The sequence below is a fragment of the Microbacterium sp. BF1 genome, assembly GCF_019279095.1.
Taxonomy (GTDB): Bacteria; Actinomycetota; Actinomycetes; order Actinomycetales; family Microbacteriaceae; genus Microbacterium; species Microbacterium maritypicum.
Genome location: NZ_JAGYWT010000075.1, coordinates 1 through 7,885, shown reverse-complemented (window position 1 = coordinate 7,885; position 7,885 = coordinate 1). Strand labels below are relative to the sequence as shown.

Sequence of the window (7,885 nt, the reverse complement as noted above, 5' to 3'; positions counted from 1 at the left end):
CTTCATCCTCTACACCTCGGGAACGACGGGGAAGCCCAAGGGCATCCTGCACACCTCCGGTGGGTATCTCACCCAGGTGGCGTACTCGCACAAGTACGTCTTCGACCTGCACCCGGAGACTGACGTGATGCCGTCTGGGGGAGGCGGGTCATAGGCTGGGGAGCATGACTGACGTTCTTCCCGTGGGCCTCGCCCTTGATGAGTTCAGCTCCGACATCCGCCCGCAGGACGACCTCTATCGTCACGTGAACGGCGCCTGGCTCGCCCGCACCGAGATCCCGGGCGACAAGGCGCGCTGGGGCTCGTTCCATCTTCTCGCCGAGCAGGCAGAGAAAGACGTGCGCGCGATCATCGAGGAGTCGCAGGATGCCCCGGAGGGCACTCTCGCCCGCAAGATCGGCGACCTGTTCGCGAGCTTCATGGACACCGCGCGCATCGATGCCGCCGGCGTCGCGCCGCTTGCCGACACGCTCGCCGAGATCGATGCGATCGCCGACGTTCCGACGTTCCTGCGCACGGTGGGCGCCTACGACCGCGACGGCCGTGCGTCGATCATCGGCCTGTACGTCGACGGCGATCCCGGCGACCCCGAGCGCTATGTTCCGGTACTCGTGCAGGCCGGTCTGTCGCTGCCCGACGAGAGCTACTTCCGTCTCGACACCTTCGCCGACACCCGGGCCGCGTACCGTGCGCACCTCGAGCGTCTGCTCGGCCTCGCGGGCGTGGCCGATGCCGCCGTGAACGCCGACCGTGCGATCGCGCTCGAGACCGAGCTCGCCGGTCATCACTGGGACAACGTGCGCAGCCGCGATGCGGTGGCGACGTACAACCTCAAGACGTGGGAAGAGCTGCAGGCGCTCGCCGGCATCGACCTGACTCCGTGGCGAGAGGCGGTCTCGCCGTCGAACCCCGCGGCCTTCGACGAGGTCGTCGTCTCGCAGCCCAGCTTCTTCGAAGGCCTCGGCTCGCTGCTGACCCCCGAGCGCCTGGACGACTGGAAGGCATGGCTGCGCGCCAAGGCCGTGCACGCCGCGGCCCCGTACCTGACCGACGATCTCGTGCAGGAGAACTTCTCGTTCTACGGCACCGAGCTCACCGGCGTCCCCACCATCCGCGAGCGCTGGAAGCGCGGCGTCTCGCTCACCGAGGGTGCGCTCGGAGAGGCGATCGGCAAGGTGTACGTCGAGCGCCACTACCCGCCGACGGCGAAGGCCGCGATGGACGAGCTGGTCGCCCACCTCATCGAGGCGTACCGGCAGAGCATCACCGAGCTGGAGTGGATGACGGCCGAGACCCGCGAGCGCGCACTCGCCAAGCTCGACTCCTTCACCCCGAAGATCGGGCACCCCGAGGTCTGGCGCGACTATTCGAGCCTCGAGATCGACAGGGCCGACCTGTTCGGCAACGTGCGCCGCGCCTCGATCTTCGAGCACGACCGCAACATCGACAAGGTAGGCACGCCCATCGACCGCACCGAGTGGCACATGCCGCCGCAGATGGTCAACGCCTACTACAACCCGTCCATGAACGAGATCGTGTTCCCCGCGGCGATCCTGCAGTACCCGTTCTTCGACGCCGGTCGCGACGCGGCGGCGAACTACGGCGGCATCGGTGCGGTCATCGGCCACGAGATCGGCCACGGCTTCGACGACCAGGGCAGCCGCTACGACGGCGACGGTCGCCTGCAGGACTGGTGGACGGATGCCGACCGGTCGGCGTTCGAGGAGCGCACCAAGGCGCTGATCGCCCAGTACGACGCGCTGGTGCCCGAGGGCCTCGACGCCGAGCACCACGTGAACGGCGCGCTCACGATCGGCGAGAACATCGGCGACCTCGGCGGCCTCGGGATCGCCCTCAAGGCCTATGAGCTCTCGCTCGGCGGCGCGGAGGCCCCGGTGATCGATGGATACACGGGTGTGCAGCGCCTGCTGCTCTCGTGGGCGCAGGTGTGGCAGCAGAAGAGCCGTGACGCCGAGACGCTGCGCCTGCTGACGATCGACCCGCACTCGCCGAACGAGTTCCGCTGCAACCAGATCGTGCGCAACATCGACGCGTTCTACGAGGCGTTCGGCGTGAGCGAGAACGACGCCCTCTGGCTGCCTGCGGCGTCGCGAGTGACCATCTGGTGACCAATCGTCACACTCTGTGAACCGTCCCCCGGCGGTGGGGTTACGATAGCCCTGCCGCTGGGGAGCGTCTCCCCTCGGTATCCCGCACATCCACCCCCCTAAGGATCAGCGTGGGCGCTCTCGAGCCTGGTGAAGGTCTCCGAAACTCCTCGGCCCCCGAGTCTCTCGGCGCTGCCCAGGAGGCCTCCGGTGCGGGTCGCCGCTCGCAGCGCACCAGTCGCCGGCTTCCCCGACGCGCCGCTGCCGGACGCCGGTCGTTCACCGCCACGCTGCGTTCGCTGGAGGGCCTGGTCGACTCCGGGGCGCAGGTCTCGGTGCACGTCGTCGACCTCGACAACCATGTGCACGTGCTCGCCGGCGACGACCATGTCACGATGCCGATCGCGGGTCTCGGAGTGGTGCCTCTGCTGATCGAGGTGGCTGCCGGCTTCCAGAGCGGTGCTCTCGATCCGTTCGAGATCGTCGAACGCGAAAGCCTCGAGCCGGTGGAGACCTCGGGTCTGTGGCGGCATCTGCACGCACCGGCCCTGCCGTTGGAAGACCTCGCCGTGATGGCGGCGACCGCGGGGGATCCCATCGCGGTAAACGCTCTGCTTCACAAGGTCGGCCACGACCGGGTGCGCGAGCGCATCGAGTCGCTGGGTCTGCGCCGCACGGCCCTTCTCGACCGCTTCCGCGACCACCGTGGTCCTGACGACGCCCCGCAGGTGGCCGTGGGATCCGCACGCGAGCTCGCCGGACTCTTCTCCGCCCTCGTGAACTCGCAGGTGGTCGATGCCGCCGTCAGCGCACAGGTGTCGGAGTGGTTGAGCCTGAATCAGGACCTGAGCCTGGTCGCGGCATCCACGGGTCTCGATCCGTTCGCGCACGATCACGATGCCCACGGCCTGCTGTTCGTGAACAAGACCGGCCGCGATCGCGGGGTGGCGAGAATGTGTGCACCGTCGCGGTGCTCCCTGCGGCGCTGACGATGATGGTGCCGGAGGCGACGATGCGGTCGGAGGGTGTGCGATGACGAGGTTCGATGAAGACGTCGCGATCGTCGGCTCCGGGTTCGGCGGGTCCGTGGCCGCGCTGCGACTGGCGGAGAAGGGCTACCGGGTCCGCGTCTACGAGGCCGGCCGTCGCTTCGAGGATGACGACTTCGCGAAGACGAGCTGGAATCTTCGCCGCTACCTCTGGGCGCCGATGCTCGGGTGCTACGGCGTGCAGCGCATCCATCGGCTTCCGCACGTGATGATCCTGGCGGGCGCGGGAGTGGGCGGAGGCTCGCTCAACTACGCGAACACGCTCTATCAGCCGGGTCCCGCGTTCTTCCAGGATCCGCAGTGGCGAGGCATCGCCGAGTGGGAGTCGGAGCTGTCGCCGCATTACGCCACCGCGAAGCGGATGCTCGGCGTGGTGGAGCACTATCCGCACACGGGGCCTGTCGAACGGATCATGGCCGGTGCGGCCGACGACCTGGGCGTCGGCTCGACTTTTCGTCGTGCCCCCGTCGGCGTCTGGTTCGGGAAGCCGGGGGAGCGCACGACCGATCCCTTCTTCGGCGGTGAAGGACCGGACCGCACCGGCTGCACGCTCTGCGGCAACTGCATGGTGGGCTGCCGTGTGGGCGCGAAGAACACCCTCATGAAGAACTACCTCGCCCTCGCGGAACGTCGAGGTGTCTCGATCGAGGCGCTGCGGACGGTGAGCGACGTGCGTGAACTCCCCGGCGGCGGATTTGCGGTGACCACGCAGCGCAGCGGTGCCTGGTTCCGGCACGGACGTCGCACGGTGACGGCAGAGCAGGTCGTGCTCGCCGGCGGCACCTGGGGCACTCAGCAGCTGCTGCACCGGATGAAGGCCTCCGGTGCGCTGCCACGGGTCTCCGATGCCCTGGGGAGGCTCACCCGAACCAACTCCGAGGCCCTCGACGGCGCGGTGGCGACCGCGGTTCCGGAGTCTCTGGAGCTGGCGCGGGGAATCGCGATCACCACCTCCTTCCATGTCGATGACCGCACTCATGTGGAGAACGTGCGCTACGGTCCCGGCTCGAACCTGATGGGTGCGCTCGCGACCGTTCTCGTGCCGGGCGACCGTGGTCTGGGCACACGACTGGGCAGCCTCATCAGACAAGTGCTCCGATCGCCGGTGCGGCAGTTCCGTCTCGGGAACCTCCGCCGGTGGAGCGAACGGGGAATCATCGCGCTCGCGATGCAGACCGCCGACAACTCGCTCACCCTGTCCCTGCGACGCCGCTTCGGCCGACTCGTGATGACCAGTGCACAGGGACACGGTGAACCGAACCCGAGTCATCTCCCGCAGGCGCACACGGCCGCTGCGGCGATCGCGAGGCGCGTCGAGCAGGAAGGCGGAGTGTCCGCGGAAGCCCGCGGCTCGTGGCCCGAGGTCTTCGGGATCCCGCTGACCGCGCACTTCCTCGGCGGTGCGGTGATCTCGGCGTCGCCTGAAGACGGAGTGATCGATCCCTATCACCGGGTCTGGGGACACCCGGGGCTGCACGTGGTCGACGGCTCGGCCGTGCCCGCGAACCCCGGCGTCAACCCGTCTCTCACGATCACCGCTCTGGCCGAACGGGCGCTGTCGTACTGGCCGAAGACCGACGAGACGGATCAGCGGCCCTCGCAGTAGACGACCGCGCAGGAGACGACGAAGGGGCCGCATCTTTCGATGCGACCCCTTCGGCGGTGATCAGCGGCTCTCGATGCCGCGGATCTGCGGAGTGTGGAACGAACCGCCGAACGCCCGCTCGGAAGCACCCTCGCGGTCGAGGTACGGCGAAGCGCCGCCGTCGATGAAGGGCCAGCCGGCGCCGAGGATCAGGCACAGGTCGATGTCTTCGACCTCGGGGACCACGCCCTCGTCGAGCATCAGCTTGATCTCCTGCGCGAGACCGTCCTGCACACGCTGGAGGATCGTCGCAGCCGTCGCCGGAGTCTTCCCGACAGCGGGCTTCAGGACCTTCTCGGCCTGCTTGCTCCAGCCGACGACGCGTCCGCCCTTGTCCTTCTCCACGACCGCGTCGAGCTCGGCGAGGGCATGGAAGTTCTCGTTCGCGTAGAACCGCTCGGGGAAGGCCTGCACCATCGTGTCCTGCACATGGGCTGCGACCTTCCAACCGACCAGGTCGATCAGCTGGAAGGGTCCCATCGGCAGGCCGAGCGGGCCGAAGGCCTTCTCTACGTCGGCGATCGGCGTGCCCTCGTAGACGGCACGTGCAGCCTCTCCCATGACCTTCGCGAGCAGCCGGTTCACGACGAAGCCCGGGGCGTCGGCGGTGAGAACCGCGTTCTTTCCGAGGTTCTTCGCGACGACGAAGGCCGTCGACAGCGCCGCATCGGCGGTGTCGGGCGTCTTCACGATCTCGATCAGCGGCATCACCGCGACCGGGTTGAAGAAGTGGAACCCGACCAGGCGCTCGGGGTGGGCGAGCTTCGCACCGATCTCTTCGACCGACAGCGACGAGGTGTTGGTCGCGAGGATCGCGTCCTCGGCGATGATCTTCTCGATCTCTCCGAACACCTGCTGCTTGACGCCGACCTCTTCGAACACGGCCTCGATCACGAAGTCGCAGTCCGCGTAGAGGCTCTTGTCGGTGGTGCCGGTCACGAGCGCGCGCAGCTTGTTCGCAGAGTCGGCGTCCAGACGCCCCTTGGCCTCGAGCTTGCCGATCTCCTCGTGGATGTAGGCGACGCCCTTGTCGACGCGTGCCTGGTCGAGGTCCGTGATGAGCACGGGCACCTGGAGCTTGCGCACGAACAGCAGCGCGAACTGGCTGGCCATGAGTCCGGCACCGATGATGCCCACCTTGGTGACCTTCTTCGCGAGCTCCTTGTCAGGAGCACCGACAGGCCGCTTCGCGCGCTTCTGCACGAGGTCGAAGGCATACATCGACGCGGCGAACTGGTCGCCGGTGACGAGGTCGGCGAGCGCCTCGTCCTCGCGGGCGAAGCCCTCGGCCTTGGTGCCGCTCTTCGCCTTGTCGAGCAGGTCGAGCGCCGCGTACGGAGACTTCGGTACCGTTCCGATCTTCGATTCGAGCATGCCGCGCGCCATCTTGATCGCGATCGGCCACTTGGTGAGCCGCTCGATCTTCCCTGGTTCGTTCTTGCGCTCGACCTTCTTGCCGCCGAGTACGGCGTCCGCCCAGGAGAGCGAGTTCTCCAGATAGTTCGCGGCGGGGAAGATCGCGTCGAAGATGCCGAGATCGAACGCCTGCTGGGGCTTCAGCATCCGGTTCTGCTTGAGAGGGTTCGAGATGACGACCTCGAGGGCGTTCTCGATGCCGATCAGGTTCGGCAGCAGATAGGCGCCGCCCCAACCGGGGATGATGCCGAGGAATACCTCGGGGAGTGCGACCGCTGCCGCAGACGCGTCGACCGTGCGGTAGCTGGAGTTCAGCGCGATCTCCAGGCCGCCGCCCAGGGCGAGGCCGTTCACGAAGGCGAACGACGGCACGCCGAGATCGCCCAGCTTGCCGAGTACCTTGTGGCCGAGCTGCGCGATGAGGCGTGCGTTGTCGCGCGAGCCGACCTTGCTGATGTCGGACAGGTCGGCACCCGCGGCGAGGATGTACTGCTTTCCCGTGATGCCGACGGCCTGGATCTCGCCGGCTGCGGCTCGCGCCTTGAGACCGTCGAGCGTCTCACCCAGCTGCGTGAGCGTCGCAGGGCCCAGCGTGTTCGGACGGGTGTGGTCACGACCGTTGTCGAGCGTGATCAGGGCCAGCACCTTGCCCGAGGGGAGACGGATATCGCGCACCGGGGACTGGGTGATGACCTCGCCCTCGGTGAGCGCCTGGATGGGGGAGAAGTCGATCTCGTCGTAGTTCGTCACGGTGGCGCTCACTTCTTCTTCTTGCCGTCGTAGTGCGGGTTCTCCCAGATGACCGATCCGCCCTGGCCGAGGCCGACGCACATGGCGGTCAGGCCGTAACGGACGTCGGGGCGCTCGGCGAACTGCGCCGCGAGCTGGATCATGAGGCGCACGCCGGATGCCGCGAGCGGGTGACCCAACGCGATGGCGCCGCCCCACTGGTTCACTCGGGGATCGTCGTCGGCGATGCCGAAGTGGTCGAGCAGCGAGATCACCTGGATGGCGAACGCCTCGTTGAGCTCGAACAGGCCGATGTCGGCGATCGTGAGGCCGGCCTTCTTCAGGGCCTTCTCGGTCGACGGGATCGGTCCGATGCCCATGATCTCCGGCTGCACTCCGGCGAACGCGAACGAGACCATCCGCATCTTCGGCGCGAGTCCGAACTCCTTGACCGCACCGCCGCCGGCGAGCAGCGACATCGTCGCGCCGTCGGTGAGAGGCGAAGAGGTACCGGCGGTGACGCGGCCGTGCGGGCGGAACGGCGTCTTGAGGGCCGCGAGGTCCTCCATGGTGGTCTGCGGGCGACGGCCCTCGTCTTCGGTGGCGAGACCCCAGGCGCCGTCGGGCCCCTTGGTGGCCACGGGAACGAGGTCGGGCTGGATCTTGCCGGCGTCGTACGCGGCCTGCACCTTGTGCTGGCTCAGCATGCCGAAGCGGTCCGAGCGCTCCTTGGTCAGGTGCGGGAAGCGATCGAAGATGCGCTCCGCCGTGACACCCATGTTGAGCGCGCCGGGGTCGACCATCTTCTCGGCCACGAAGCGGGGGTTCGGGTCGGCGTTCGCCCCGATGGGGTGGTGGCCCATGTGCTCGACGCCGCCGGCGAGGGCGAAGTCGTACATGCCGACGCCGATCGAGGCGCCCATCGTCGTGACGCTCGT

5 protein-coding genes and 1 pseudogene are annotated in these 7,885 nt (G+C 68.0%); 4 read left to right on the top strand and 2 right to left on the bottom strand.

The annotated features are described in order from the left end of the window. The 4 genes and pseudogenes from KZA10_RS04500 to KZA10_RS04485 form a co-directional block, all read left to right on the top strand. Nucleotides 1-127: pseudogene (locus KZA10_RS04500) on the top strand (AMP-binding protein); the annotation flags it as partial. A 37-nt stretch (nt 128-164) separates the two neighbouring features. Then, nucleotides 165-2,129, top strand: a complete 1,965-nt coding sequence (locus KZA10_RS04495; protein WP_055874706.1) for a M13 family metallopeptidase — start codon at nt 165-167, stop codon at nt 2,127-2,129. A 110-nt stretch (nt 2,130-2,239) separates the two neighbouring features. Then, nucleotides 2,240-3,097 carry a serine hydrolase gene (locus KZA10_RS04490; RefSeq protein ID WP_308289582.1) on the top strand — a complete coding sequence of 286 codons (858 nt, stop codon included), beginning with the start codon at nt 2,240-2,242 and terminating at the stop codon, nt 3,095-3,097. A 43-nt stretch (nt 3,098-3,140) separates the two neighbouring features. Next, nucleotides 3,141-4,763, top strand: coding sequence for a GMC oxidoreductase (locus KZA10_RS04485; RefSeq protein WP_218682282.1), 1,623 nt, complete (start codon nt 3,141-3,143; stop codon nt 4,761-4,763). A gap of 60 nt (nt 4,764-4,823) precedes the next feature. Here the strand turns inward: KZA10_RS04485 and KZA10_RS04480 are convergent, their stop codons facing one another. Both KZA10_RS04480 and KZA10_RS04475 read right to left on the bottom strand, forming a co-directional pair. Beyond that, a complete protein-coding gene (locus tag KZA10_RS04480) occupies nt 4,824-6,968 on the bottom strand; it encodes a 3-hydroxyacyl-CoA dehydrogenase NAD-binding domain-containing protein (protein WP_141386816.1) in 2,145 nt (714 codons plus the stop codon). An 8-nt stretch (nt 6,969-6,976) separates the two neighbouring features. Further along, the coding region (locus KZA10_RS04475; protein WP_218682281.1) for a thiolase family protein at nt 6,977-7,885 on the bottom strand (909 nt) is incomplete at its 5' end.

Coding starts and splice junctions, on each gene's coding strand:
- KZA10_RS04495 (WP_055874706.1), top strand. CDS start 165: ATGACTGACGTTCTTCCCGTGGGCCTCGCCCTTGATGAGTTCAGCTCC.
- KZA10_RS04485 (WP_218682282.1), top strand. CDS start 3,141: ATGACGAGGTTCGATGAAGACGTCGCGATCGTCGGCTCCGGGTTCGGC.